The sequence below is a fragment of the Neorhizobium sp. CSC1952 genome (assembly GCF_030378245.1).
Classification (GTDB): domain Bacteria; phylum Pseudomonadota; class Alphaproteobacteria; order Rhizobiales; family Rhizobiaceae; genus Neorhizobium; species Neorhizobium oryzae_A.
Genome location: NZ_CP128416.1, coordinates 358,370 through 382,577 on the forward strand (window position 1 = coordinate 358,370; position 24,208 = coordinate 382,577).

32 protein-coding genes are annotated in these 24,208 nt (G+C 64.0%); 11 read left to right on the plus strand and 21 right to left on the minus strand.

Annotation, left to right across the window (positions count from 1 at the left end):
• Positions 1 to 107: 107 nt before the first annotated feature.
• Positions 108 to 1,343 carry an MFS transporter gene (locus tag QTA58_RS01840; protein ID WP_289671499.1) on the minus strand — a complete coding sequence of 412 codons (1,236 nt, stop codon included), beginning with the start codon at positions 1,341 to 1,343 and terminating at the stop codon, positions 108 to 110.
• 124 nt (positions 1,344 to 1,467) lie between these two features.
• Here QTA58_RS01840 and QTA58_RS01845 point away from each other — a divergent pair, with 124 nt between their 5' ends.
• From QTA58_RS01845 to QTA58_RS01860, 4 genes are all read left to right on the plus strand, one after another.
• Positions 1,468 to 2,082 (plus strand): TetR/AcrR family transcriptional regulator, encoded by a 615-nt coding sequence (locus QTA58_RS01845; protein WP_085422855.1) that lies wholly within the window; start codon positions 1,468 to 1,470, stop codon positions 2,080 to 2,082.
• Between the two features lie 78 nt (positions 2,083 to 2,160).
• Positions 2,161 to 2,355: a hypothetical protein gene (locus QTA58_RS01850; RefSeq protein WP_289671501.1), complete on the plus strand. Its 195-nt coding sequence runs from the start codon at positions 2,161 to 2,163 to the stop codon at positions 2,353 to 2,355.
• Between the two features lie 256 nt (positions 2,356 to 2,611).
• On the plus strand, positions 2,612 to 2,785 hold the full coding sequence (locus QTA58_RS01855; protein ID WP_159457653.1) for a hypothetical protein: 174 nt from the start codon (positions 2,612 to 2,614) through the stop codon (positions 2,783 to 2,785).
• A gap of 158 nt (positions 2,786 to 2,943) precedes the next feature.
• Positions 2,944 to 3,180 carry a hypothetical protein gene (locus tag QTA58_RS01860; protein WP_289673331.1) on the plus strand — a complete coding sequence of 79 codons (237 nt, stop codon included), beginning with the start codon at positions 2,944 to 2,946 and terminating at the stop codon, positions 3,178 to 3,180.
• Between the two features lie 41 nt (positions 3,181 to 3,221).
• Here QTA58_RS01860 and QTA58_RS01865 read toward each other — a convergent pair whose 3' ends face one another.
• Positions 3,222 to 3,692, minus strand: coding sequence for a VOC family protein (locus QTA58_RS01865; RefSeq protein ID WP_289671503.1), 471 nt, complete (start codon positions 3,690 to 3,692; stop codon positions 3,222 to 3,224).
• Between the two features lie 321 nt (positions 3,693 to 4,013).
• On the opposite strand from QTA58_RS01865, the gene QTA58_RS01870 reads away from it, so the two are divergent.
• Both QTA58_RS01870 and QTA58_RS01875 read left to right on the plus strand, forming a co-directional pair.
• Positions 4,014 to 4,910: a DMT family transporter gene (locus tag QTA58_RS01870; protein WP_289671504.1), complete on the plus strand. Its 897-nt coding sequence runs from the start codon at positions 4,014 to 4,016 to the stop codon at positions 4,908 to 4,910.
• Between the two features lie 263 nt (positions 4,911 to 5,173).
• The gene (locus QTA58_RS01875) at positions 5,174 to 6,427 is read left to right on the plus strand and encodes an MFS transporter (RefSeq protein ID WP_289671505.1); all 1,254 of its coding nucleotides are present in this window, start codon (positions 5,174 to 5,176) and stop codon (positions 6,425 to 6,427) included.
• A 22-nt stretch (positions 6,428 to 6,449) separates the two neighbouring features.
• Here the strand turns inward: QTA58_RS01875 and QTA58_RS01880 are convergent, their stop codons facing one another.
• The gene (locus tag QTA58_RS01880) at positions 6,450 to 6,842 is read right to left on the minus strand and encodes a GFA family protein (RefSeq protein ID WP_085422850.1); all 393 of its coding nucleotides are present in this window, start codon (positions 6,840 to 6,842) and stop codon (positions 6,450 to 6,452) included.
• A gap of 10 nt (positions 6,843 to 6,852) precedes the next feature.
• Positions 6,853 to 7,608: a DNA repair protein RecO gene (recO, locus tag QTA58_RS01885; RefSeq protein WP_085422849.1), complete on the minus strand. Its 756-nt coding sequence runs from the start codon at positions 7,606 to 7,608 to the stop codon at positions 6,853 to 6,855.
• Positions 7,609 to 7,792: 184 nt separating this feature from the next.
• On the opposite strand from recO, the gene QTA58_RS01890 reads away from it, so the two are divergent.
• Positions 7,793 to 8,188: a hypothetical protein gene (locus tag QTA58_RS01890; protein WP_085422848.1), complete on the plus strand. Its 396-nt coding sequence runs from the start codon at positions 7,793 to 7,795 to the stop codon at positions 8,186 to 8,188.
• 313 nt (positions 8,189 to 8,501) lie between these two features.
• Here the strand turns inward: QTA58_RS01890 and era are convergent, their stop codons facing one another.
• From era to QTA58_RS01920, 6 genes are all read right to left on the minus strand, one after another.
• Positions 8,502 to 9,440 (minus strand): GTPase Era, encoded by a 939-nt coding sequence (gene era, locus QTA58_RS01895; RefSeq protein WP_085423421.1) that lies wholly within the window; start codon positions 9,438 to 9,440, stop codon positions 8,502 to 8,504.
• 122 nt (positions 9,441 to 9,562) lie between these two features.
• Complete coding sequence (gene rnc, locus QTA58_RS01900; RefSeq protein WP_085422847.1) at positions 9,563 to 10,282, minus strand: ribonuclease III; 720 nt, start codon at positions 10,280 to 10,282, stop codon at positions 9,563 to 9,565.
• A complete protein-coding gene (gene lepB, locus QTA58_RS01905) occupies positions 10,279 to 11,028 on the minus strand; it encodes a signal peptidase I (protein WP_085422846.1) in 750 nt (249 codons plus the stop codon). Before lepB ends, rnc begins: the two co-directional genes overlap by 4 nt.
• A 98-nt stretch (positions 11,029 to 11,126) precedes the next feature.
• Positions 11,127 to 11,531: a holo-ACP synthase gene (gene acpS, locus QTA58_RS01910; RefSeq protein ID WP_289671510.1), complete on the minus strand. Its 405-nt coding sequence runs from the start codon at positions 11,529 to 11,531 to the stop codon at positions 11,127 to 11,129.
• An 84-nt stretch (positions 11,532 to 11,615) separates the two neighbouring features.
• Positions 11,616 to 12,176, minus strand: a complete 561-nt coding sequence (locus QTA58_RS01915) for a DUF2062 domain-containing protein (RefSeq protein ID WP_289671511.1) — start codon at positions 12,174 to 12,176, stop codon at positions 11,616 to 11,618.
• A 257-nt stretch (positions 12,177 to 12,433) separates the two neighbouring features.
• Complete coding sequence (locus QTA58_RS01920) at positions 12,434 to 12,589, minus strand: DUF3563 family protein (protein WP_085422843.1); 156 nt, start codon at positions 12,587 to 12,589, stop codon at positions 12,434 to 12,436.
• Between QTA58_RS01920 and QTA58_RS01925 the strand changes: the two genes are divergently transcribed.
• A complete protein-coding gene (locus QTA58_RS01925; protein ID WP_289671512.1) occupies positions 12,588 to 12,719 on the plus strand; it encodes a hypothetical protein in 132 nt (43 codons plus the stop codon). The genes QTA58_RS01920 and QTA58_RS01925 overlap by 2 nt on opposite strands.
• A gap of 55 nt (positions 12,720 to 12,774) precedes the next feature.
• On the opposite strand, the gene QTA58_RS01930 is transcribed toward QTA58_RS01925, so the two are convergent.
• Positions 12,775 to 13,773 (minus strand): AraC family transcriptional regulator, encoded by a 999-nt coding sequence (locus QTA58_RS01930; RefSeq protein ID WP_289673332.1) that lies wholly within the window; start codon positions 13,771 to 13,773, stop codon positions 12,775 to 12,777.
• Between the two features lie 69 nt (positions 13,774 to 13,842).
• Between QTA58_RS01930 and QTA58_RS01935 the strand changes: the two genes are divergently transcribed.
• Positions 13,843 to 14,211, plus strand: coding sequence for a DsrE family protein (locus QTA58_RS01935; protein WP_289671513.1), 369 nt, complete (start codon positions 13,843 to 13,845; stop codon positions 14,209 to 14,211).
• 93 nt (positions 14,212 to 14,304) lie between these two features.
• Here the strand turns inward: QTA58_RS01935 and QTA58_RS01940 are convergent, their stop codons facing one another.
• The 6 genes from QTA58_RS01940 to rpoZ form a co-directional block, all read right to left on the minus strand.
• Entirely contained in the window at positions 14,305 to 14,727 is a 423-nt protein-coding gene (locus QTA58_RS01940) for a VOC family protein (RefSeq protein WP_289671515.1), read from the minus strand.
• A complete protein-coding gene (locus tag QTA58_RS01945) occupies positions 14,724 to 15,152 on the minus strand; it encodes a helix-turn-helix transcriptional regulator (RefSeq protein ID WP_289673334.1) in 429 nt (142 codons plus the stop codon). Before QTA58_RS01945 ends, QTA58_RS01940 begins: the two co-directional genes overlap by 4 nt.
• Before the next feature lie 165 nt (positions 15,153 to 15,317).
• Positions 15,318 to 15,785, minus strand: coding sequence for a DUF1801 domain-containing protein (locus tag QTA58_RS01950; protein ID WP_289671516.1), 468 nt, complete (start codon positions 15,783 to 15,785; stop codon positions 15,318 to 15,320).
• Positions 15,786 to 15,877: 92 nt separating this feature from the next.
• Entirely contained in the window at positions 15,878 to 16,162 is a 285-nt protein-coding gene (locus tag QTA58_RS01955) for an acylphosphatase (protein ID WP_289671517.1), read from the minus strand.
• A gap of 76 nt (positions 16,163 to 16,238) precedes the next feature.
• A complete protein-coding gene (locus tag QTA58_RS01960) occupies positions 16,239 to 18,452 on the minus strand; it encodes a bifunctional (p)ppGpp synthetase/guanosine-3',5'-bis(diphosphate) 3'-pyrophosphohydrolase (RefSeq protein WP_085422836.1) in 2,214 nt (737 codons plus the stop codon).
• Between the two features lie 128 nt (positions 18,453 to 18,580).
• The gene (gene rpoZ, locus QTA58_RS01965; RefSeq protein WP_085422835.1) at positions 18,581 to 18,988 is read right to left on the minus strand and encodes a DNA-directed RNA polymerase subunit omega; all 408 of its coding nucleotides are present in this window, start codon (positions 18,986 to 18,988) and stop codon (positions 18,581 to 18,583) included.
• Positions 18,989 to 19,280: 292 nt separating this feature from the next.
• Between rpoZ and QTA58_RS01970 the strand changes: the two genes are divergently transcribed.
• Positions 19,281 to 19,856 (plus strand): NYN domain-containing protein, encoded by a 576-nt coding sequence (locus tag QTA58_RS01970; RefSeq protein WP_085422834.1) that lies wholly within the window; start codon positions 19,281 to 19,283, stop codon positions 19,854 to 19,856.
• A 67-nt stretch (positions 19,857 to 19,923) separates the two neighbouring features.
• Positions 19,924 to 20,988 carry a trifunctional transcriptional activator/DNA repair protein Ada/methylated-DNA--[protein]-cysteine S-methyltransferase gene (locus QTA58_RS01975; protein WP_289671518.1) on the plus strand — a complete coding sequence of 355 codons (1,065 nt, stop codon included), beginning with the start codon at positions 19,924 to 19,926 and terminating at the stop codon, positions 20,986 to 20,988.
• 567 nt (positions 20,989 to 21,555) lie between these two features.
• On the opposite strand, the gene QTA58_RS01980 is transcribed toward QTA58_RS01975, so the two are convergent.
• The 4 genes from QTA58_RS01980 to smpB form a co-directional block, all read right to left on the minus strand.
• On the minus strand, positions 21,556 to 22,533 hold the full coding sequence (locus QTA58_RS01980; protein WP_289671519.1) for a YbhN family protein: 978 nt from the start codon (positions 22,531 to 22,533) through the stop codon (positions 21,556 to 21,558).
• Between the two features lie 67 nt (positions 22,534 to 22,600).
• Positions 22,601 to 22,885: a WYL domain-containing protein gene (locus QTA58_RS01985; RefSeq protein ID WP_289671520.1), complete on the minus strand. Its 285-nt coding sequence runs from the start codon at positions 22,883 to 22,885 to the stop codon at positions 22,601 to 22,603.
• A gap of 54 nt (positions 22,886 to 22,939) precedes the next feature.
• Complete coding sequence (locus tag QTA58_RS01990; RefSeq protein WP_289671521.1) at positions 22,940 to 23,353, minus strand: DUF3830 family protein; 414 nt, start codon at positions 23,351 to 23,353, stop codon at positions 22,940 to 22,942.
• 6 nt (positions 23,354 to 23,359) lie between these two features.
• Positions 23,360 to 23,836, minus strand: a complete 477-nt coding sequence (gene smpB / locus QTA58_RS01995) for an SsrA-binding protein SmpB (protein WP_085422829.1) — start codon at positions 23,834 to 23,836, stop codon at positions 23,360 to 23,362.
• Positions 23,837 to 24,208 lie beyond the last annotated feature (372 nt).

Sequence of the window (24,208 nt, forward strand, 5' to 3'; positions counted from 1 at the left end):
CCGGCGAACCCCGGTTCCGACGTCGCCCGCAGCACTCTACTGCGGGCGGACGAAATGCCAATGGTGCAATCCGGGCTATACGACGGAACGGGATTTGCGCGTGCCCGCTATTCCGCCGGGTTCGCAGCCGGGTTCAGGGCCGCGGAGTGTGGCACCGCCTGCTGCGAGGTGTCGCTCAGGCGGCCATAGCCGGCGAGCATGGTCGCAAACGCCACCGCGCCGCCGGCGACCGCCACCCAGAAGCCGTTCGAAGCGCCATAGGCATCGATCGTCCAGCCGGCGAGCGAGGAGCCGGCGGCAAAGCCGATGCCGACGCCGGTCATCGCATAGGTGATGCCTTCGGTGAGCTGCGAAGCCGGCACGATGCGCTCGATCAGGCTCATGCCGGTGATGAAGGTCGGCGAGATGGCGGCACCCGCCAGGAAGACCACCAGCGTCAGCGCCCAGAGATTGCCGACGAAGGGCATGGGGAGCGTGGTGACGGCGGCGATCAGGCTCGCGAAAACCAGGCGGCGGGCGAGTGGCGTCCTGAACTTGATAGCGCCGACGACGAGACCGACGATGAACGAACCGGCGGCGTAGGCCGCGAGGATATAGCTTGCCGCGCCCTTGTGCCCTTCGGCTTCCGCGAAGGCGACGACCGAGACTTCCGCCGTGCCGAAAATCGTGCCCATGCCGGCGAAAACCGTCACCAGGAACCACATCGGCAACAGCCGCATGACCGAGCCTTCGCCCCTCGCCCTATACGGATCGACCTTCGGTTCGGTGGATTTCTGGGCGACGAACAGCGTCGTGCCGACAGCGAGGAACATGGCCGCGGCGAGCACGCCCGCTTCCGGGAAAAGCGAGACGCTCAGGCCGATGCCGAAGATCGGGCCGCAGATATAGACGACCTCGTCGATGACCGATTCGAAAGCGAAGGCGGTGTGGAGCTCCGGCCGGTCGCGATAGATCTCCGTCCAGCGGGCGCGGACCAGCGCCATCATGCTCGGCATCATGCCGGCGATCACCGCGAAGACGAACAATGTCCAGTTGGGCCAGCGCAACCAGGCGGCCGCGGCGAGCGCCAGCAGCGCTGCGACGGTGACGATCGTCGTCGGCACCAGCACGGCCGACTGGCCTTTCGCATCCACCCAGCGCGAGACCTGCGGGGCGATGAAGGCATTGGCGAGCGCGAAGGTGGCGGAGACCGCGCCCGCGATCCAGTATTCGCCATGCGTCTGGGAAAGCATGGCGACGAGGCCGATCGTCGTCATCGGCAGCGGCAGGCGGGCCACGAAAGCGGCCGCGGCAAAACCTTTCGTCCCCGGCCTTCGGAATATTTCACGATAGGGATTGGGCATATCGGAATCCTTGGGTTATTTTGAATGACCACTTACATACGCCGCGTATGTGAGCTAAATAATCACATACGTATCGTATGTCAATTCACATACGCGACGTATGCGAATAATTTTCGGAGTCCGTATGGCGCAGAAGATAGGGCACAAGCCCCGCAAGGAAATGATCGCCGAAACGAAGGGCAAGCTGATCGCCGCCGCCCGCCGGGCATTTGCGACGCGAGGCTATGCGGAAGCCTCGATGGACGACTTCACCGCCGAGGCCGGGCTGACGCGCGGCGCGCTCTACCATCATTTCGGCGACAAGAAGGGACTGCTGCAGGCGGTGATCGCAGAGATCGACGCGGAAATGTCCGACCGGCTCTGCGCCATTTCAGCCAAAGCGGAGAACGCCTGGCGCGGCTTCGTCGACGAAAGCGTCGCCTATATCGAAATGGCGCTGGAACCGGAAATCCAGCGCATCATGCTGCTCGACGGACCGGCCGTGCTCGGCGATCCGTCGCAATGGCCGAACCAGAACGCCTGCATCCGCACCACCACCGCCAGCATACAGAAGCTGATCGACGAGGGAACCATCCGCAAGGTGGATGCGGAAGCGACCGCGCGGCTCGTCAACGGCGCGACGCTCAGCGCGGCGCTCTGGATCGCCGGCGCGGAGGACCCGCAGGCCGTATCGAAAAAGGCGGTCGAGGCGTTCAACGCCATGATCTCGGGATTGCTGAAGGAGAAAGCGCCCGCATAAACCCGTCCGGGCGGGATGCCCGGGCGGCCGGAACCATAGCGCGGCGCCCCTTGTTAGCTTCTCAAAAAGGAGCTGAACATGTTCGAAAGGCCGCTACTTCCCATACTGGGCGCGATCATCATCGTCATCTGCGGTTTGGGTCTCGGATATTACATTGCCGGCGCGCCCAGCGCGCCCTCCAATCCGCCGGACTCGCAAGGTTCCGAAACCAGCCTTCCCGCGCGCCAGTCGGACCAGAACGCGCTTCCGGGGTTGCAACAGCCGAACCGCTGATGCCGGATTGCGGCATCCCTCTACCACTTTTGGGCAGGTTGAAACATTCGTACGCTATCGTACAGTCGATGTTTCCCAAATCCGAGCAGCTCAACGCCTCGGCTCTCAGAGGGGCCCGCGCGAAGGGGGAATGCAAGGCGCGGGCCTCGATGACAAGGGGCAACGGAGAGGCAGGCTGCCCGCCTGCCCTACTCATTTTGGCCAGCTAGCCCGGCGGTTTGCGCGGGAGCATGTTCCGTTTCCGGAGGTGCTCCAGATGGCAGACGATCGCCGCAGGCCCGAGCCTCGACAGCATTTGCAGCCGCCACCGCTGCAGCCGGAATTATGGCTGCAGCGGATCGGGTGTCTGACACTTCGCGAGATGATCAGGTTCTACCGCGTGCAGGGCTGGAGCGACGCGGAGATCGAGATCGGCATTGCCGGCCAATGATCTCAATGCGGCAGGCAAAAGCGGACTGCTCGCCTCGTTCCCGCACGCTGCCTCCGGCCATGGCGATCAAACCGACATCCCGCGAGAACGACGCCCACTCCCCAATCGAGCGCCTTTCCGCTATACTGATCGAACGGCGTCCAGAGGAGGCAGACGCGGTGCTGACGATTGTTTTGGGAGCGATCCTGGTCGTTGCGGGACTGCTGTACCAGTTCCGCGAGGCCCTTGGCCGCCGCCGGCTGAGCGAGCCGCATCGTCCCGCTCAGGCCGGTTCGAAGCCCACCCTGGAACCCCGGCGCCAAGGCGTCGGCTTCCTGAGCCTCCGCAGGAACTGGCCGGGCTTGGCCATGATGATCGCGGGCGCCATCCTGCTGATTTTCGGAGCCTACGCCTAGGGACCGGCGATTTCAGGGAAACCGGGTTCCCCATCCGCCGGTCAGCCCCTGGCGGCTGCTTCCAGAGCGGCGATGTCGAACTTCACCATCTTCAGCATGGCTTCGGTGACGCGCTTCGCCTTCGCGGGGTCCGGGTCGCCCATCAGTTCGCCCAGCCGCTTGGGGGTGATCTGCCAGGAGAGGCCCCAGCGGTCTCTGAGCCAGCCGCACTGTTCCGTTGAACCGCCCTCCTTCAGCGCTTCCCAAAGACGGTCGATCTCACCCTGCGTCCCGCATTCGACGATGATCGAGAAGGCGTGGTTGAACGGATCGAGCGGCCCGGCCTCGATCGCCATGTAACGCTGGTCGCCCAGCGTGAAACTCGCAAGCTTCACGCTGCCCGGCGGGCCGCTCGGCGTTTCGGCGGGGATGGTCGAGATCCATTCGACCGACGAGCCGGGAATCAGCGAGGCGTAGAAGCGGATCGCGGTTTCCATGTCCTTTTCGAACCAGAGATGCTGCGTAACCTTCATCGTGCGTTCCTTCCTTCGTGACAGGCCCTGAAAGAGCATACGATCCAAGGACGAAACGGGCGGCGCGATTCCGACAGGGTCTGGAAAAAATCGCCGCGCGCCGCACCGGCGGCGGCATGCGGAAGCGGATGACCGAAGTCCGGGCGGCTCAGTTATCCGCCGCGGAGCACTATCCCGCGCAGCGCATGGCAGCTATTCCTAAAAAGCAGGTTGTCCGCCCGCCTGACGCACGGTCAAACGGAACGGACACCCGTTTCCTGCCTATCCCTGCTCCCAGCCGGCGGCCTTCCGTCCGGCTGCGCCCCGAAAGAGACTGCCCGCATGACACCTCGGTCCACCGGCCTCCTCTGCGCTTTGACGGCGGTGACCATCTTCTCGGTGCAGGACGGCATCTCGAAACATCTCGGCACCGCCTATCCGCCGATCTTCGTGACGATGATCCGCTACTGGGCGTTTGCAGGTTTCGCCCTCATTCTGGCGAGCCGCTCCACGGCCGGGCTGAAGGGCGCCGTCGCGGCCAACCGGCTCCGGCTGCAGATCGCCCGCGGCGTTCTTCTGGCGGTGCAGATCGCCATTTCGATCACCGCCTTTTCGCAGGTGGGGCTCGCCGCAAGCCACTCGATCTTCGCCGCGACGCCGCTCGTCGTCGCCTGTCTTTCCGTGCCGCTGCTCGGCGAAAAGGTCGGCTGGCGCCGCTGGACGGCGATCGGCATCGGCTTCGTCGGCATTCTCCTGATCGTCAATCCGCTGCACGCCACGTTCGACTACAAGATCGTCATCCCGGTCGTCGCCACGCTGATGTTCGCGCTCTATTCGGTGATGACGAGGCTTGCGAGCCGTACCGACACGCCCGATACCGCCTTCTTCTACACCGGCGTCGCGGGCGCGGCGGCGATCACCTTCATAGGCCCGTTCTACTGGGCGAACATCACGTTCGGCGACTGGTTCTGGATGCTGGTGCTCTGCGTCACCGGCATGACCGGGCACTACCTTCTCATCCGGGCCTTCGGCCTGCTCGACGCCGTCGTCGTGCAGCCCATGTCCTATATCCAGACCGTGCTGGTCTGCCTGATCGGCGTCTTCATCTTCGGCGAGGTCATGACCGCCAACGTGATCGCAGGCTGCGCCATCGTGATCGCCGCCGGCATCTTCACCATCTGGCGCGAGGCCCGACTCGGCCGCACGCCGCCGCCGATCGACCCGCCGGGGACGCCGTGAGAAGACCCCCTCTGGCCTGCCGGCCATCTCCCCCACAAGGGGGGAGAAAATATGCCGCTCTGTCCTGCCTGATCATCTGCAGAACCCCAACGCCAGGTCCGTATGTGTTGATCAAGCAAGGCCAGAGGGGGATTTCACCGCGGCGACCTACATTTCAGGACGGCATGCCGCATCAAATGCGGTGATGGATTGATTGAGGAAAAGTTGTTTTAAGTACCGCGATGCAAGCGGTATGGTTTCCTCATCGCTCCGAGGAGGAAACCATGCCGCAACCCATGCCCCAGTCCCGACCTGGAGCCGCCCGCGCATCCATGCCCTGGCTGATCATCCTCGCCGGGGCATCGATCGCCATGCTGACCTTCGGCCCGCGCTCCGCCATGGGCTTCTTCCAGCTTCCGATGCTCGCCGATACGGGGTGGGACCGCTCCACCTTCGGGCTCGCCATGGCGATCCAGAACCTCGCCTGGGGTCTCGGCCAGCCCCTCTTCGGGGCGCTCGCCGACAAATACGGCACCGGACGGGTGCTGACGTTTTCCGGCCTGCTCTACGCGGCGGGCCTTTTCCTGATGTCGACCGCCCATTCGGTGCCCGTGCTGCACCTTTCCGGCGGGATCATGATCGGCCTTGCGGTCGGCGCCGGCTCCTTCGGCACGATCCTTTCCGCCTTCGCCCGCAACGTGACACCGGAGCAGCGCTCGCTCGCCTTCGGCATCGGCACGGCGGCGGGTTCCGCCGGCATGTTCCTCTTTGCGCCGCTCAGCCAGGCGCTGATCAGCACCTACGGCTGGTCCGACAGCCTGGTCGTCATGGGCTTCATGATGCTCGCCATCCCGGTACTCGCCCTGCCGTTGCGCGGCAATGCCAAGTCGGGCACGCAGTCCAGGAGCGAGATCGACCAGACCGTCGGCCAGGCGCTCAGGGAAGCGTTCGGCCATCAGAGCTATCTCCTGCTCACGTCCGGCTTCTTCGTCTGCGGCTTCCAGGTCGCCTTCATCACCGCGCATTTCCCCGCCTATCTCGGCGATATCGGCATCGACGCGCGCTACGCGGTGATCGCCATGGCGGCGATCGGCTTCTTCAACATCATCGGCTCGTTCAGCGCCGGCATCATCGGCCAGCATTATTCGAAGCCCTATTTCCTCGCCTATATCTATCTCGCCCGCTCGGTGGCGGTGACCGCCTTCCTCATCCTGCCGCAGACGCCTTTGTCGGTGATCGTCTTCGCGGTCGTCATGGGGCTTCTGTGGCTCTCCACCGTGCCGCCGACCAACGCGCTCGTCGCCATCATGTTCGGCACGCGGCATCTCGGCCTGCTCGGCGGCATCGTCTTCCTGTCGCACCAGGTGGGCTCGTTCCTCGGGGTGTGGATGGGCGGCTTCCTCTACGACCGCTTCGGCTCCTACGATCCGGTCTGGTGGCTCGGCGTGGCGCTCGGCATCTTCGCCGCGATCGTGCACTGGCCGATCCAGGAAAAGCCGGTCGGCCGGCCGATGCCGGCAGCGCAGCCGGCGGAATAGAGCACAGCGGAGGAACGGGAAATCACCCGATCGGCGGCACCCAGGGATGCGGAGGCACCCAGGGATGGCGATGCTCCTCATAGACCGCCTGCGTCGGCGCGGGAAAGTGCGGGTCGGCGAAAGAACCGACGCCGACCGCGATCGCATCCGGCTTGCGCTCAGGCTCCCAGAAGACGGTCGAACCGCAATCCGGGCAGAAATGCAGCCGCACCGCAAAGCCGCTGTCGGAAGGACGGGTATAGGTCCGGCTTTCGCCCTCGATGCGCACGCGGCTGCGGTCGAAGAAGGCGGCGATGCCATAGGCACTGCCAGTCCGTTTCTGGCATTCAAGGCAATGGCACAACGAGACCTTCGCCGGCTCGCCTTCGCAGACGGCGCGAAGATTGCCGCAAGCGCAGGTGGCTATCCGTTCCATCCGCCCTCCTTCAGCCGGCCTGACGCTCGGGATCGCGCGCCGACAGCGCCTTCAGCGCCGCCTGGACGAAACCGTCGCGGGCGGCGTTTTCCGTGAGCCCCCGGGGTTCGTAGACATGCCGGTGGAGGAAGAAGGCGGTCAGCCGGAAGGCGGCCGCCATGTTTTCCCGGTCGGCCGCCCCGGCGGCCCCCTCGCTCAGGAAAGAGGGGAGCGCGAGCATGCGGTCGGCATAGGGCGCGCCCGCTTCCCGGCTGACGGCGCGGCCGGTCTTCGGCGAGACATAGACGAGGTTTTCGCGCAGGCCGGTTGCGGCGCATTCGGAAAGGTCGAGGCCGAAGCCGAGATCGTTCAGCACGGCAAGCTCGAAGCGCACGAAAAGCTCGCCGGCATCGGCCGGATCGTCCAGCGCATCGAGGATGATGTCGAGCGCCTCGAAAAGATGCGGATGCGGGTCGCGCTCGGGAAGCAGGCGGAGCAGCGCGCCCATGGCCTGCACGCCGTAGACGGCGGTTGCCGTCTCCATCAGCTTCGCAGCCCGCAGCCTGACCGGCTCCAGCCTGAATTCGCCGAGATGTTCGTCGAGCCGCGCCCGCCAGACCGCCTCCACCCGGTTGCCCGGCTGCAGGACCGGCTGCATCGCGCGCGATCGGCCGGAGCGGACGAGGCCCAGATGCCGGCCGCGCTCACGGGTCATCAGCTCGGCGATGACGCTCGTCTCGCCGTGGCGCTTGACGCCGATGATGATCCCTTCGTCCTGCCACTGCATGCTTTTCTTCAAGCTCCTCTCAGGCCGATTCAAGTCTAGCCCATAAGCCTCTCGGACTGAATCGCTTTTTAGGCTCGGCCCTTTTGCCGGGATGCCGCCTTCCCGCTTGCCTGGAACAAATCGGGCTCCATTTGGATTCCTGTGCGAAATTCACGACGTCAAACCATAACGCCCGGGAGCCCTTATGAGACACGCCCTCCTCGCCGCCGCCCTGTTCACCGCCATGCCTGCCGCTCTCGTCGCCGCCCCGCCCGCCGCCGCGCAATCGCCGCAGCTCGAGCAGGCCTGCGTGACGGTCGCCAAGAACTTCCTGCTGGTGCCGAACATCAAGACCGGCATCGTGCAATCCTTCCCCGAGCTCGATCCGCCGGGGGCGCGGCTCACCTATTCCACCCGCGAGGACGCGAAGCCCACCGACTTCAACAACGAGATCGAATGCGAATTCGACAAGGCCACGCCGCCCTTCAGCCTGCAGCGTTTCTGCATTTCCGACACCTGCTACGGCCCGAACGAGCAGGAACAGGAAAACCGCCGGCGCTACCTGGAGGTCAAGGCGCTGATGGACCGGGCGAAGAAGTGAGGGCTGCGTGGGGGATTGTCCCCTCACGCGGCAGGACAACCGCATATGAAGAAATGAGCAGGTTCGGCTCGCGCCCTCTTCTCCCCAGCGGGGAGAAGTGCCGAGCCAAGCGAGGCGATGAGGGGGCCATGCGGCAACGCATTGCTGGATTTTGGCTTCGCCCCCCTCATCCGGTCCTTCGGACCACCTTCTCCCCGATGGGGAGAAGGGAAGAGCGCGCTGCCGCCTCGTCATTCCAAGGAAGCGTCAGCATATTTTGCATATGAAATTGCCCCGCCGCTCGCGGGAGAGGTTAGGGCAACAAAAGTTCAAATCACCCTTTTGGAAAATCCAGCCCCATTTCGCGGAACCGTTCGGGGTCGTCGCCCCAGTTCTCGCGCACCTTCACGAACAGGAAGAGATGCACCGGCTGTTCCAGGATTTCGGAGAGCTCCTTGCGGGAGGCGGTGGAGATCGCCTTGATCGCCTCGCCGCCCTTGCCGAGCGCGATCTTCTTCTGGCTGTCGCGCTCCACATAGATGACCTGCTCGATCCTGACCGAACCGTCCTTGCGCTCTTCCCATTTCTCCGTCTCGACATGCGAGGAATAGGGAAGCTCCTGGTGGAGCCTGAGGAAGAGCTTTTCGCGGGTGATCTCGGCGGCGAGTTGGCGCATCGGCAGGTCGGAGATCTGGTCCTCCGGATAATACCAGGGGCCTTCGGGAAGCGTCCCGGCGAGGTAATCCATCAGGTCTTCGCAGCCCGACCCGGTCGTGGCCGAGATCATGAAGGTGCGTTCGAAGGGCACGAACTCGTTGGCCGCCGCCGCGAGCTTCAGAAGGTCCTCCGGCCTCACCCGGTCGATCTTGTTGAGGACGAGGATCTTCGGCTGGCGAACCTCTTTCAGGCCTTCGAGGATCGCCTCCGCATCGCCGCGGATGCCGCGCTCGCTGTCGATCAGCAGCATGATGAGGTCGGCATCCTTGGCGCCGCCCCAGGCGCTCGTCACCATGGCGCGGTCGAGCCTGCGGCGCGGCTTGAAGATGCCGGGCGTATCCATGAAGACGATCTGGGCGTTCCCGTGGATCGCGATGCCGCGCACGATGGCGCGCGTCGTCTGCACCTTGTGGCTGACGATCGAGACCTTGGCGCCGACGAGCCGGTTCACCAGCGTCGACTTGCCGGCATTGGTCGGGCCGATCAGCGCCACGAAACCGGAGTGGGTCGCACCGGCCTCCTTCCCGTCACCGGCGATGTTTTCGTTTTCCGTCATATCGTCCAATCAATTCCGCCGCGCCGCGTCCCCCGGGGACGCGCAAAACGCGGCATCCTGTTGATATTGCGCATAGTCCCTTCCGAAAATCGATATCGATTTATCGACATCCATTTCCGGGGCTATGCGTCCGCAGAACTCTTCTGCCATACGCCTTCGCGTTCGAGCATCCTCGTCGCCGCCACCTGCTCGGCCGCCCGCTTGGAGCGGTCGATGCCGGTTTCCGGCGCGACACCGGCCACTTCCACCGTCACCGTGAAGCGCGGATCGTGATCGGGGCCGGACCGGTCGTCGACCCTGTAACAGGGCGTCAGTCCGAATTTCGCATGCGCCCATTCCTGCAGCTCGGTCTTGGCGTCGCGCCGCGCGCCGTCGGCGCGGGTGGCCCGGCTTTCCCAATGCTTGAGGATGAAGGTGCGGGCTGCCTCCAGCCCCCCGTCGAGATAGAGCGCGGCGATCAGGCTTTCCACCACGTCGGCGCGCACGTTCATCATGCGCTTGCCGGTCAGTTTCTTGACGTCGGCGCCGGTGCGGATGAAGCGGTGCAGCTCGAGCTCGTCCGCCACGATGGCGCAGCTCTCGGCGCTGACGAGCTGGTTCAGCCGCACCGAAAGCTCGCCTTCGGTGGCGGTGCGGAAGGTCCTGAAGAGAAGCTCCGCGACGCAGAGGCCCAGCACGCGGTCGCCCAGGAACTCAAGCCGCTCGTAATTGGCCCCCTTGGCCGAGCCGGTGCTCGCATGGGTGAGCGCCCGGTCGAGCCATTGCTTGTCGGCGAATTCATAGCCGATCAGCTTTTCAAGCTGACCGCGTTCCTCCGCCGAAAGCGGTTTCGCCTTCATCATTCGACGACCTTGAAAAGCCTGTCCCAGCGCATGTTCGTCGGCCATTTCCAGACCTCGCGGAACGAGGTGTCGTTGCCGAGCGAGAAGAAGATGATGCTGGCGCGGCCGACGAGGTTTTCGGCGGGCACCATGCCCACGTCGAAGCGGCTGTCGAGCGAGTTGTCGCGGTTGTCGCCCATGAAGAAGTAATGGCCTTCGGGGACGATGAACTCCGGCGTGTTGTCGCCGCGCGATACCTGCGAATGATCGAGCGTGTCATAGGTCACGCCGTTGTCGAGCGTCTCGCGGAAGACCGGCACGTCGGTGCCCGGATCGAGCGCGTAATCGGAGGTGAAGGTGCCGTCCGCCTGTTTCGGCACCGGCTTGCCGTTGATGAAGAGCACGCCGTTGGTGACCTGGACGCGGTCGCCTGGCAGACCGACCAGGCGCTTGATGTAGTCGATGTCCGGCTGCTGAGGGAGGCGGAAGACGATAACGTCGCCGCGCTCGGGTTCGTTGAATTCGAAGATGCGGCCGGAAAACAGGTTCGGCGAGAAGGGCAGCGAATATTTCGAATAGCCGTAGGCGAACTTGTTGACGAAGATATAGTCGCCGACAAGCAGGGTCGGCATCATCGAGCCCGACGGAATGGTGAACGGCTGGAAGAGAACGGTGCGGATCACCATCGCCAGCAGCAATGCCTGGATGATGACCTTGATGTTTTCCCAAAGGCTGCTCTGCGATTTGGTCTCGGCTTTGTCGGACACGTTAAGGACTTTCTCTTACCAGCGGAGTGCCGCTTTCTAACCCCTTCCCGCAGCCGCGGCAATGGCTCATCGGGGGCTCATCGGGTCACGGGTGGCCATCAGCGGGCGACCGGCCTCGCCTCGATCACCACAAAAGCCTGCGCATAGGGATATTCGTCGGTGATCGTGATGTGGATCAACGGCTCGTGACCGGCCGGCATCATCTCGGCAAGGCGGTCGGCCGCTCCGCCGGTCAAAACCATGGTCGGCTTGCCCCCCGGCAGGTTGACCACACCCATGTCCTTCCAGAAAATGCCTTGGGCGATGCCGGTGCCGAGCGCCTTGGAACAGGCCTCCTTGGCGGCGAAACGCTTGGCATAGGAGGCGGCGCGGTTCTGGCGGCGGTCGGATTTCGCCCGCTCGATATCGGTGAAACAGCGGTGCGTGAAGCGCTCGCCGAAACGTTCGATGGACTTCTCCACCCGGCGGATGTCGATCAGGTCGCTGCCCATGCCGATGATCATGCGGTTCCTTTACTATCCTGCGGCATGCCGTCCCTCACGGAAACCGGTTCCCGTTTTCGGGCGGCACGCGATGCTCGCTCAAGTCTACACTGACTTGAGCGCTCCCGCACGCGCCGTCAAGCGCTGAAGCCGCGCGTTGCGGAAGCTGCGCACGCCCCAATAGGTGACGGCATAGAAAACGAGGCCTGAGAGGAGGCCGGGCGGAATGGAGCCGATCAGCATCGGTTCCAAGATGGGCCGCCAGAGCTGCGAGATATCGAGATGATGGAAGAGAGCGCCGAGATCGAGGCGGTCATGGCCGGCGGCGCTCTGGCCGAGCATGATCTCGCCGATCTTCCAGGTGAGCGGCCAGATGATCGGACAGGTCAGCGGATTGGCGAAGGCCGTGCCGAGCGCAGCCGCGATGATGCTGCCGCCGAGGAGATAGGCGACGGGAATGGCGAGCAGGATGTGGAAACCGAGGAAAGGCGTCCAGGCGCTGACGACGCCAATCGCAAGTCCGGCCGCCACCGCATGCGGCGATCCGCCGATCCTCAAAACCTTCAGGCGATAATAATCGAGGCTGCGGCGAAAGCCCTTCGGAGGCAGGATAGCCCGGCGCAGTCTTTCACGAAATCCAAGCGGGGTGCGGCGGCGGAACGGCATGGTCGAATCTGGGTCGAATCTGGGACGGACCGGGTTCTGCAGCCCGGGACATCCGTCCGCCGGCTGCGGGGGCTCTGGTGGATATGTAATCCTAGCCCAAGCCGAAGATGATGGCGAAAATTGGCCCGCCTCTTGAAGCGGCCGCCTTTTGCGGAACCGATCCGGCGCAATCGCAAGATTGCGGCATGCGGAGACATGCAAATTGCGCGGGCAAACCGCGCGGGCGTCTTTCCGCGCGGAACGAACGGCTGGTGTTCTCAGAAGCCCGACTTGCGGAACATGCCGCGGTCGATCTGGCGCATCCGGTATTCGAGGTCGATGCGGTCCTTGGCTTCGTTCAGGTAAGCGATCTCACGGTCCTGGGTAGACGGAACGCGGAAGGCGCGGGCGAATTTACGTACGGAGTCAAACATGACTGTCTTCTTTCTCTCTCATATTGCACTGCAGCAATATAAGACGCAAAAGCGCTTTTTACCAACGCCGCAACCGCTGGTCAGCCTTGCAGCGGAAGCATGGCGGCTTGACGGAACGATGAGAAAATAAGCGGCAAGGCAGGGGAAGCCGTCGAGGGGAGAATGACGCAGCCAAACGGTCATGCTCAAGCCTTCGCCATCGCGCGCCACGTCGCCGGCGGCGTGCCGAAGGCCCGCGAGAAGGCGCGATTGAACGCCGCCTCCGTCGCATATCCGGCTTCATATGCGATCGCCGCGACCGCCCGGCCGGTCGTCGCCAGAGCCACGCTCGCCAGATAAAGCCGCCAGTCGCGCACATATCTGATGGGCGGGGTACCGAGGATCGTCTGGAAACGTTCCGCCAGCACGCTGCGCGACATGCCCGATGCGGCCGACAGGTCCTCCAGCGACCAGTCGCGCGTCGGGTCGTCGTGGATGAGGGAGAGGCAGCGCGACAGCGCCGCGTCGGCAAGTGCCGCCAGCCAGCCGACATCGCGCGGTTCGGCCATCATGATCTGGTGGCGCAGGATTTCGATGAAGATGATTTCGGTGAGCTTCGGCAGCATGGAGACCCCGCCCGCACGCGGCCTGTCGACCTCGTCCACCATCTGCCCGATGGTGGCGCGCAGCCAGTCTCCGTCGTTGGCGCCGCGCGTCTTCACGTGGATCAGCTTCGGCAGCGCCCGTCTCAGCGGCGCGAAACTCAGCGCACCGCACTCCAGATAACCGCAAAGCAGCCTTGCCCCTTGCGAGCCGTCGCCATGCCGGAGAACGGGAATCTGCCGCCAGGGCTTCGGCGGCAATCCGCCCACCGGATCGACCAGCACGCCGCCGCTTCCCGCGCCCAGCTGATGTCCCGTGCCAAAGGGGAAGACAAGCACGTCGCCCGCCTCCAGCCTCGCCTCTTCGCCTTCCATCTTCAGCCAGCAATCGCCCGCGACGAGGATGTGAAACGGTATCGTGCCGACCGCCTTTCCCGAAAGGCCGGCCATGGCGGGTTTATCGTCGGTCTGCCAGTCGCCGGAGGGCATGAAGCAGAATTGCAGCGATCCCGAAAGGCGGATCGTCGACAGCAGCGCCGACAGCACGTCGTCCCGCGCCACACCGCGCGCAGGTCCAGGATTTTCGGACAAGGTTTCCCGCATTTCGGCCAAAGACGGGTGCCGCCCGCCTTCCTAAAGTGAATACGTTCAACTCACTCGCCGGAGAATACTATGCAAACTTCAACTGACAAACTGGTCGTGCTTGTCACCAAGGGCATCGATTCCGAACTTTCGTCCGTCGCCTTCACCATCGCCAACGGCGGCATCACCGCGGGGCTCAAGGTCTCGGTATTCCTCACCAGCACGGCGATCGATCTGGTGCGAAAGGGCGGCCAGCGCATGACGCATGTTCCCCCGCTCGATCCGCTCGCAAAATCGATCGAGGATTTCCAGAACCGCGGCGGCACGATCTGGGCCTGCCCGCCCTGCGTGAAGTCGCGCGGCTACGAGCAGGACGACCTCCTCGACGGCGTCGTCATCGTCGGTGCGAGCGCCATGCATGCCGAGATCAAGGAGGGAGCGGCCACGCTCTCGTTCTGACCGCGATAAAGCATCCAGCCGGGCCGGGCGACGGGGGAACCCGAAAGACGCCCTGCCCGGCTCGCCGCCTATGACGCCCAACCAGGGCGCCGTTCAAGCTCGCCCGGCATCCCGCCGCGCTTCGATCATCTTCCACCCGTTCCCCGACGGATCGCGGAAGCCGGCATCCACGGAACCGTAGCGGTCCACGGGCTCCTGCGTGAACTCCACTCCGCGGGCGCGCATCCGCTCGTAGGCGGCGCGGCAGTCGTCGACGACGAGCACGAGCGGCGGCATCGCTCCCTTCGCCACGATCTCGCGCAGGGCCTGCGCGGTCGCATCGTCGAGCACCGGCGGCTGCGGCATGAACAGGCCGAGCTGGAAGGACGGCTGGTCGGGGTGCTGCACCGTAAGCCAGCGGTAATCGCCGTTCCGCGCATCGGTGTGGACGCGGAATCCGAGCTTCTCGACATAGAACTGGAGCGCTTCCTCCTGATCGCGAACATACAAACCGACTACTCCGACACCCTGGCTCATGGGACCTCCATCTGTTGGGACCCGCTCATACTACCGTCCGCGTCCTGCCGCCGCTTCTCCAAAACTGCGGTCTTGAGGTCGGGCCTGTGGGCGGCGCTGAGGAAGCAGGCCGGCACCGGCTCGAGCTGGTGTCCAGCGGCTTTCTCACGCGCACGGAGCTCACCGGGGCTCTCGCCGGTGACGTCGCGGAACGTGCGCCCGAACGTACCCAGGCTGTTCCATCCCGTCTGGAACGCGATCTCGGTGATCGGCAGGTCAGTATCCCGAAGCAGCGCCTTCGCCCGCTCGATGCGACGCGTCAGCAGATAGCGGTGCGGCGGGACGCCGAAGGCTTCCTTGAACGATCGCGCGAAATGAGCCTCGGAGACGCCGCTCACGCGCGCCAGCCGCGGCACGGGCCATTCCTCGTGCGAGGCGGCATCCATCCGGTCTTTCGCACGCAGCAGGCGGCGCAACAGCTCGGGAGGCTGGCCTATGCGCTCCCGCGCCTGCTTGCTCACGCGCTCCGTCCCCGTGAGCGGCCGATCAGGCGTCCTCGTCAAGGCTCCGTCTCCCATATCGGCTCACACCAAGCATCCCGTGCCGCCCGCTCACATGCGTTCGCCGGGCAGTCGGCTGGCCTGCTTCACCCAATCGACGAACTGGGCTTCATCGAACCGGCCTTCGTGGATGTCGAGGTAACGGACCTCGGGATGTTTGGACGTGCCGGGCGGAACCGGCTGCAGCGACGTGCCGCGGAAGAAGGTCACCTTCACGTATTTCGTGAAGCAGTGGAAGGCCGCGAACCAGACGTCGTCCTCGACGCCGTAAAAAGGCGTGTTCCATTTGACCGCCTTGCGCACGCCGGGCACCTCGCGCTCGATGAGCGCGTCGAGGCGGCGGCCGAGATCGCTTTTCCAGCCCGGCATGGCCGCGATATAGGCCTGCACCGGGGCATCGCCGTAACCCTTGGCGATCTGAGGGTTTCCGCCCGAGAGAAGAACCGGCTCTCCGGCCGCCGGCTTGTCGGTGGTCTTTCTTGCGGCTTTCGCCGATTTGCCGGACACTTCGTCAGCCATTACGTGCACTCCTCCGATGAGCGAATCGTGTTTGGGCATGCCGGATCGAGATGACGGCGCCACGGCAACAGCGTCCGGATGCCCCGACCGCATCAGCCGGTGATGCGGAATCCCGCCGGCATCTCCGCGAGCTCGGTCAGTTGCGTCTCCACGCCGGAAACCGATGCGCCGGGAGGCCCGTGCCAGAAGCGCTCGATCATGGCCGAGACCGCGGCATCGGGACCTGCGACCAAGGCGGTGACGGAGCCATCCTCCTCGTTGCGGACCCAGCCCGCCAAACCGAGCCGTGTCGCCTCGTTGCGCGTCCAGATACGGTAACTGACGCCCTGCACCCGACCGGTTATCCGCACCAGGGCGGCCTTGTGATCATCGGACATAACCGCCTCCTATCCGCCACAGCATTTAAAGTGGAATGCGCGGGGCGGAAGGCAAGCGCCCGGACGAGCCGATGGCTCAGTCATATACCCGTTTGACGTTCGCCACGACGTCGAGCTCCTTCAGCTGCGACAGGAGCTGGTTCAGCTGGCGCAGGTCCCAGACCTCGACTTCCATGGTGATCTCGGAAAAATCGTCGGCGCGGTTGCTGCCCATGGTCAGCGTGCGGATGTTGATGTCAAGCCTGGCGATCGTCTGGGCGACGGTCGCGAGCGTGCCGGGTTCGTTCAGCGTGTTGACCTCGATGCGGGCGGGGAAACGGGACTTGTTCGCCTCGTCGAGATCCCAGCGCACGTCGATCCAGCGCTCCGGCTGGTCGTCGAAGCGCTGCAGGGCGGAGGCCTGGATCGGATAGATGGTGATGCCCCTGTTCTTCTCCATGATGCCGACGATGCGATCGCCGGGCACCGCGCCGCTCGGGGCGAACTTGACCTGTATGTTGCCGGAAAGGCCGCGGATCGGCAGCGGGTCCGGCCCCGCCTCGACTTCCTCCGCCGCCATCCGCCGCTGGTCCGGCAGCTTGAAGATCATGCCCGACGCGCTGCGCATGTTGAACCAGCCGTCATCGGCCGGCTTCACGGTGACGCGCTCGTCCTTGTAGTCCGGGAAGACGGCGCGCAGCACGTCGAGCGACGAGAGCTCGCCGCGGCCGACGGCGGCGATCGCATCCTCGACATCCTTGTAGGCCAGCCGATGCAGCGCGGGTTTCAGCGCCTCGCGGGAGAAGACCTTGCCGGCGCGCTCGAAGGTGCGCTCCAGGATGCGGTGGCCGAGGCCGGCATATTGCTTGCGGATCGCCATGCGGGTGGCGCGGCGGATCGCCGAGCGCGCCTTGCCGGTAACGACGATCTCCTCCCAGGCGGCCGGGGGCACCTGCACGCCGGAACGGATGATCTCCACTTCGTCGCCGTTGTTGAGGCGGGTGACGAGCGGCATGATGCGGCCGTTGATCTTGGCGCCGACCGTCGTGTCGCCGATATTGGTGTGGACCGCATAGGCGAAATCGATCGGGGTGGCGCCACGCGGGAGCGCGATCAGCTTGCCCTTGGGCGTGAAGCAGAAGACCTGGTCCTGGAAGAGTTCGAGCTTGGTATGCTCCAGGAACTCTTCCGGGTTATCGCCTTCGGCCAGCGATTCGATCGTGTGGCGGAGCCAGGAATAGGCGTTGGATTCCTTCGGCAGCAGCTCCCCTGCCCGGCCGTCCTTGTAGAGGGCATGGGCGGCGATCCCGTATTCGGCGATCTCCTGCATGAGCTGGGTGCGGATCTGCAGCTCAATGCGCTGGCGCGACGGGCCGACGATGGTCGTGTGGATCGAACGGTAGTCGTTCTGCTTCGGGTTAGAGATATAGTCCTTGAAACGGCCCGGCACGACGCGCCAGCGGGTATGGACGATGCCGAGCGCGCGGTAGCAGGACGGAATGTCGCCGACGACGATGCGGAAACCGTAGACGTCCGAAAGCTGCTCGAAAGAAAGCGACTTCGACTGCATCTTGCGGAAGACCGAATAGGGCTTCTTCTGCCGGCCCTTGACGAAGGGATCGGTGAGACCGTTGGCGATCAGGAGCTCGCGCAGCTCGTCCTCGATCTTCTTGATGAGGCCCTGGTTGCGGGCTTCGAGATCCGCAAGGCGCTTGGTGACGGTCTCGTAGGCTTCCGGATTCATGTAGCGGAAGGAGAGCTCCTCCAGCTCGTCGCGCATGTCCTGCATGCCCATGCGGCCGGCGAGCGGCGCATAGATATCCATCGTCTCTTCGGAAATGCGCGCCTTCTGCTCCGGCTTCATGTGCTCCAGCGTGCGCATGTTGTGGAGCCGGTCGGCGAGCTTGACGAGCAGCACGCGCACGTCGTCGGAAATGGCGAGCAGCAGCTTTCTAAGGTTTTCCGCCTGCTTGGCCTTCTTGGAGACGAGGTCGAGCCGCTTCAGCTTGGTGAGGCCCTCGACCAGACGGCCGATATCCTCGCCGAAGAGCTCGTCGATCTCGGCGCGGGTGGCGGTCGTGTCCTCGATCGTGTCGTGCAGCAGAGCGACCGCGATCGTCGACTCGTCGAGATGCATGTCGGTGAGGATGGCGGCGACTTCGAGCGGATGGGAGATGTAAGGGTCGCCGCTGGCGCGCTTCTGCTGGCCATGCTTCTGCATGGCATAGACATAGGCTTTGTTGAGGAGAGCTTCGTTGGCTTCGGGCTTGTATTTCTGAACCCGCTCCACGAGCTCGTATTGCCGCATCATCCTGTATTCTGTCCTCGATAGACGCCCTGAACGAAAAGAAAATGGCGCGCCGATCTGACGATCGGCGCGGCCATCATAAGACATCCAGCCAGATTAGGGCGAGAGGATGAACGAAAACTTGCTGACGCTCAGTAATCGTCGCTCTTTTCCGGCGGCACGAGGCCTTCGATGCCGGCCAGAAGCTCCTCTTCCGACATCTGGTCGAAAGTGACGGTTTCCGGAAGGTCCTCTTCCTCGTCGCGATCGGAGGCGACCGCGACGCCACCGGCGGCGATCAGCGAAGCCGGATCGGGCTCGGGCTCGTCCACTTCCACATGCTTCTGCAGCGAATGGATGAGGTCTTCCTTGAGGTCGTCCGGAGAGAGCGTCTCGTCGGCGATTTCGCGAAGGGCGACGACCGGGTTCTTGTCATTGTCGCGGTCGATCGTGATCGGCGCACCCTGCGAAATCTGGCGGGCGCGGTGGCTCGCAAGCAGGACCAGCTCGAAACGGTTGTCGACTTTGTCAATGCAATCTTCTACTGTGACACGGGCCATTGCCTGTCCTTTGGGTCATGATTTCTGGAATTGTTACGCCCGATACAGCCATTGCGCGGCAAATTCAAGTTTTTCCTGTCAAGCGGCTTTCGGCCGCCCTCCGGCCCCGCTCCCTTGGGACAGTTGCGAAATTCAATCATGAGTTGCTTGGATTATTATAAATCGTGCCATAAATGACAAATATATGAATAGATCGTAATGTAGTGGATTAATAGGGGATTTGGTTCAACTTATATTGACCAAGGCTCCACCTGCAAAGCAGGTTCATAAGAACTAAGGGGATGGAGACCAAATGTTTGACCCAAGAGAGAAGATTGCTCTCTTCATTGACGGCGCAAACCTCTACGCTGCTTCGAAAAGCCTGGGCTTCGACATCGATTACCGGAAACTGTTGAAGGCCTTCCAGAAGCGCGGCTATCTCCTGAGGGCTTATTATTACACCGCGCTGATCGAGGATCAGGAATATTCCTCCATCCGCCCGCTGATCGACTGGCTCGACTACAACGGCTACAAGGTCATCACCAAGCCCGCCAAGGAATTCACGGATTCGATGGGTCGCCGCAAGATCAAGGGCAATATGGACATCGAGCTCGCGATCGACGCCATGGAACAGTCCGAGACCGTCGACCACCTGGTGCTCTTCTCCGGCGACGGTGATTTCACGACGCTGGTGGAAGCCCTGCAGCGCAAGGGCCGCAAGGTTTCGGTCGTTTCGACCATGCAGACCCAGCCGCCGATGATCGCCGACGACCTGCGCCGCCAGGCCGACCATTTCATCGACCTGATGACGCTCAAAGCCGAAGTCGGCCGCGATCCCTCCGAGCGCCCCGTCCGTCCGACGGAGCCGACCGAGGCGGCCGATCTCTGACCCGCGGACAAGAATAGGCGCCCGTTTTTCGGCGGCGCCTTTTTCCGCCTTCTGCTAGAAAAGCAACATGCTTTTCGAACGCCCTTCCGACGACATTCTCTACGACGCGCTCATCGCCCGCGACGCGGCCTACGAAGGCTTTGCCTGGGCGGCGGTGAAGACGACCGGCATCTTCTGCCGTCTCACCTGCCCCGCCCGCAAGCCGAAGCGCGAGAACACCACCTTCTTCGAAACGATCGCGCAGTGCCTGGAGGCGGGTTTCCGCCCCTGCAGCCGCTGCCGGCCGATGCTGAAATTCGGCGAGGCCGACCCGATGGTGACACGGCTGCTCGATGCGCTCGATGCCGATCCGCACCGGCGCTGGAGCGAGGACGACGTCGTCGCATTCGGCATCGATCCCTCCACCGCGCGGCGTGCCTTCAAGCGGCAGTTCGGCATGAGCTTCCTGGAGATCGCCCGCCTGCGGCGCATGGGAAAGGCCGCCGAGACGCTGACCTCGGGTGCGAGCGTCATCGACGCGCAGCTCGACGCCGGTTACGAATCCGGCAGCGGCTTCCGCGGCGCCGTCACCAAACTCTTCGGCGCGGCACCGGCAAACCTGCGCGACAAGACCCTGCTCCGGGCAGACTGGATCGAGACGCCGATCGGGCCGATGATGGCGATCGCCGACGGCCACGCCCTGCATCTTCTCGAATTCGCCGAGCGCAAGGCGCTGCCGGCCGAGATCCGCAGACTGCAGAAACTCACCGGCAGCGGCATCGTCATGGGCAGGCACCCGCCGATCGACGAGATCGAAGCCGAGCTGAACGCCTATTTCGCAGGCGAGGATCTCGGTTTCAAGACGCGGATCGCCGGCCACGGCTCGCCGTTCCAGCGGCAGGTCTGGGAGGCGCTCCGGGCCATTCCGGTCGGCGTATCGCGCACCTACGGCGCGATCGCCGCCGAACTCGGCCTGCCCTCCTCCACCCGCGCGGTCGCCGGCGCCAACGGCGCCAACCAGATCGCCATCGTCATCCCCTGTCACCGGGTGCTCTCGGCCGACGGCAGCCTGACCGGCTACGGCGGCGGGCTTTGGCGCAAGCGCTGGCTGCTGGAGCATGAAAGGCGGATGGCGGTGAAGAGGGGCGGTTAGGATAGTCGGAAAGATCGGGCGGTGTGCGTCGCGTCACCCCCCTCTGCCCTGCCGGGCATCTCCCCCTCAAGGGGGGAGATCGGATGGGAGCGCCGTCTTCCCCAAACAACAGGACTTCCTGCCCGGCACATGCCAAGTAGCAAACCTGGTTGTCTGAGGAAGCCGGTGGCACGAACTCCTCTTCTCCCCAGCGGGGAGAAGTGCCGAGCGAAGCGAGGCGATGAGGGGGTGTACACGCGGCAGGCGCGGCGCCGGATTTTGGCTTCGCCCCCCTCATCCGGTCCTGCGGACCACCTTCTCCCCGCTGGGGAGAAGGGGAGAGCGCGCTGCTTGGGATCTCCTTCGCGGGCGGGGGCAATCGCATATGGAGGAAGCGAGCCAGTTCGGCTTGCGCCCTCTTCTCCCCAGCGGGGAGAAGTGCCGAGCGAAGCGAGGCGATGAGGGGGTGCACATGCGGCAAATGCGGCATCGACCGATGGTGGCTTCGCCCCCTCATCCGGTCCTGCGGACCACCTTCTCCCCGCTGGGGAGAAGGGGCGGCCTGCCACCCTCCTCTTCCGACACTCATCAGACAAGATTCTGGGCCGGCGCCACCTCGCTCAGCGAAAGTCCATCTTGCGACTGCCGTTTCGCCTTCCGGACACGGAAAACCGCCTCGACGATCAGCGACAGCGGCAGGCCGATGAACAAGGGGATGAAGAAGTAGATCACCCGGAAGGCGACCAGCGAGCCGATCGACGCGGCATCACCCATCACATGCCGGACCGTCGCCTCCAGCACGCCGAGACCGCCCGGCGCGTGGGTGATGAGGATCGCCAGATTGGCAAGCACGAAGGCGGTGGCGGCCTTCAGGTAGCTGACATCGGCGCTCGCCGCCATCACCTCGCGCAGACACGCGGAGACCAGCGCGAAGTTCAGCGTGCCGATCACCACCTGGGCGATCGCGATCTTCAGCACCGGCATCCGGAACGTCCAGGACCGTATTTTCAAGGGCGCACGGACGAAAGCGGCAAGCGCGAGGTAACCGGCCGTCGCGGCGAGACAGGCGATGCCGATCCCGACGATGACGCCTTCCCTCAAATGCAGCACGGCAGCGGCATCCCCGGGGTTGAGCACCAGGACGATGCCGGACAGCACCGCCATGCCGATGCCCACCGTGACCCCGGAGAGCAGCACGATCTTGGCGATATCCTCGGTGCTCATGCCCCAATGGGCATAATAGCGATACCGCAGCGCGCCGCTGCTCAGGCCCGCGAGGCCGACGCTCTGGCCGATCGACAGCGAGACGAACGAGGCGAGCGCGATCTTGGGATAGGGAAGGCCGTTCTTCACGTAGCGCACGCCCGTCCAGTCGAAGCCGGTCAGGCAGAGATAGGAGCCGAAGGCGAAGCCGAGCGCGGCCAGCAGGTTGACGGTCGGGATGGCCCGGACGGATTCGACGATCTCCGAGACCGAATGTTCGCGGAAGGTGTGGTAAAGAAGGTAACCCGCCAGGCCGAAGCCGACCACCAGCATGAGACAGGTGAGGATTTTCTTTCGCGTCATCGCCCGCTCGCGTTCACAGAAGAAAGCCCAACGGGCGGCCGCGGACTTTGTTCCTGGAGACAGCGCGTCAGATGCGGTCGATGATGCGGGAGAAGGCCGGATCGTTGCGATTGTAACCGCGCGCCGTACCGTGAAAACTCTGTTCCGTCTCGGAGAGCGCGCTGATGTCGTTCACATGGAAAAGCCGCCAGCCGGCCCCGGTGCCGGAAATCTGCCAGCCGCTCAGGGCCAGCTCCCCCTCGCCCACATAACCCAGGATATGCGGCCGCACCTTGCGCGCCACGTCCTTGTAGCGGAGTTCGAGGACCTTGCGCCGGTCGATCGCATCCCTGATGATATCAGCATAGGCCATATGCAACCTCCGCCCTCTCAACGGATGGCGAAGGGCAAAGTTCATGGCCGTTCTTCAGAGCGCTTCGAAGCCGATCGCCTGAGCGCCTTTCCACAGCACCAGCCTGCCCATCTCCTCGAGCTGCTCGCGGCCTTCGGTGACGGTCAGGAAATGGTTGCCGGCAAGCGGCCCCATCTTGCTCGCAAACGAGGAACTGCCATAGGCAAACAGCAGTTCCGTCTCGCTGTGGCCTCCCGGATAAAGCAGGATATCGCCGCGCGAGGGGTGGCAGGTGTGGTTCTCGAAACCGGCGCCGAAATCAAAATCGCCGAGCGGTACCCAGACCGCCTCGCCGCTCCAGCGGGAATGGATGACCTGGTTGCGGAACGGCAGGAAGGTCTCGAAGATGCGGCAGGTTTCCGGTGCCTTCTCGCGCTCGAAGCGCGCCATGAAGGCGAACGGGCCGACAGTGATGCGCAAGCTCTCCATGCCGGGTCAGTTCGCTTTCAGAAGCCGCGACTTCTGGCGGTTCCAGTCGCGTTCCTTCTCCGTCTCGCGCTTGTCGTGCAGCTTCTTGCCCTTGGCGAGCGCGAGCTCCAGCTTGGCACGGCCCTTGTCGTTGAAATAGATCTTCAGCGGCACGAGCGTCATGCCTTCGCGATTGATGGCGGCGCGCAGCCGGTTGATCTCGCGCTTCGACAAAAGAAGCTTGCGGCGGCGGCGCGGCTCGTGATTGAAGCGGTTGGCCTGGAGATATTCCGGCAGATGCGAATTGATCAGCCACATCTCGTCGCCTTCGTCGGACGCGTAGGATTCGGCGATATTCGCCTTGCCGTCGCGCAGCGACTTGACCTCGGTCCCCGTCAGCACCAGGCCGGCCTCATAGGTATCGACGATTTCGTAATTGAAGCGGGCCTTGCGGTTCTCCGCGACAATCTTGTTCACCGTGCGCTGGCTGCCTTTGGGTGCCATGACCGAATTCCGTTCCGCCCTTTATCGAAAACAAATCCCCGCCCATAATCCCGAGCGATGGGGCTATGAGCGGGGTTCCGGTCCTATCTAATGCGCGAGAGGGGAAATGTGAAGCTTTTGCGTCTTTGGTTTACTGCAAATTCCATGGCGACACGGGCTGATTTTACCCCCCTCTGTCCTGCCGGACATCTCCCCCTCAAGGGGGGAGATCGGCAAGACGCATGGGCTTCCCACATCACCGTCGTTTCACTTCGGCATCTTCGACCTCTGTTGAGAGAGCCGAACTTGGCTGTTATCCGATCTCCCCCCTTGAGGGGGAGATGTCCGGCAGGACAGAGGGGGGTGTTACGGACTGCCCAAAGATATGCCGGC